We start from the raw sequence: 580 nt of genomic DNA, 5'->3' as shown, positions 1-580 counted from the left end.
CCACGTCCCGCGTGAAGAGGGAGTATTCGGTCTGCACCGCGGTCAGCGGATGCACGGCATGGGCACGGCGGATCGTGGCCGGCGCGGCCTCGGAGATGCCCAGGTGGCGGACCTTTCCTTCGGCGACGAGCTCCGCCATGGCGCCGACCGTCTCTTCGACCGGCACCGTGCGGTCCACGCGGTGGATGTAGTACAGGTCGATGTAGTCTGTTCCCAGCCGCCGCAGCGAACCTTCCGCGCTGGCCCGCACGTACTCCGGGCGCCCGTTGACCTTCCCGGTGAGCCGGCCGGCGTCGTCGATCTCGTTGCCGAACTTGGTGGCGATGACCACACGGCCGCGGATGGCGTGCAGTGCACCGCCCACCAGGTCCTCATTGCGCCATGGACCGTACATATCCGCCGTATCAAAGAAGGTAACGCCGAGCTCGACTGCGCGCCGGATCGTGGCGGTGGATTCGATGTCGTCCGTCTCGCCATAGAAGGCACTCATGCCCATGCAGCCCAGGCCCTGGGCGGAAACTGCCAGTCCCTGCGGCCCCAATGTCCTCGTGTCCATGCCTGCCCGCCGTTCCGGTTGGGA

1 protein-coding gene is annotated in these 580 nt (G+C 67.2%); it reads right to left on the bottom strand.

Translation table 11 applies throughout. The annotated features are described in order from the left end of the window. Nucleotides 1-556 (bottom strand): aldo/keto reductase (locus AC5RVV_RS17880; protein WP_494002694.1); only part of this gene is annotated, 556 nt, incomplete at its 3' end. Nucleotides 557-580 lie beyond the last annotated feature (24 nt).

It is taken from the genome of Arthrobacter sp. MDT2-34-1 (assembly GCF_059091365.1).
The sequence above is the reverse complement of the archived record's forward strand: the minus strand, read 5'-3'. Positions and strand labels throughout refer to the sequence as shown.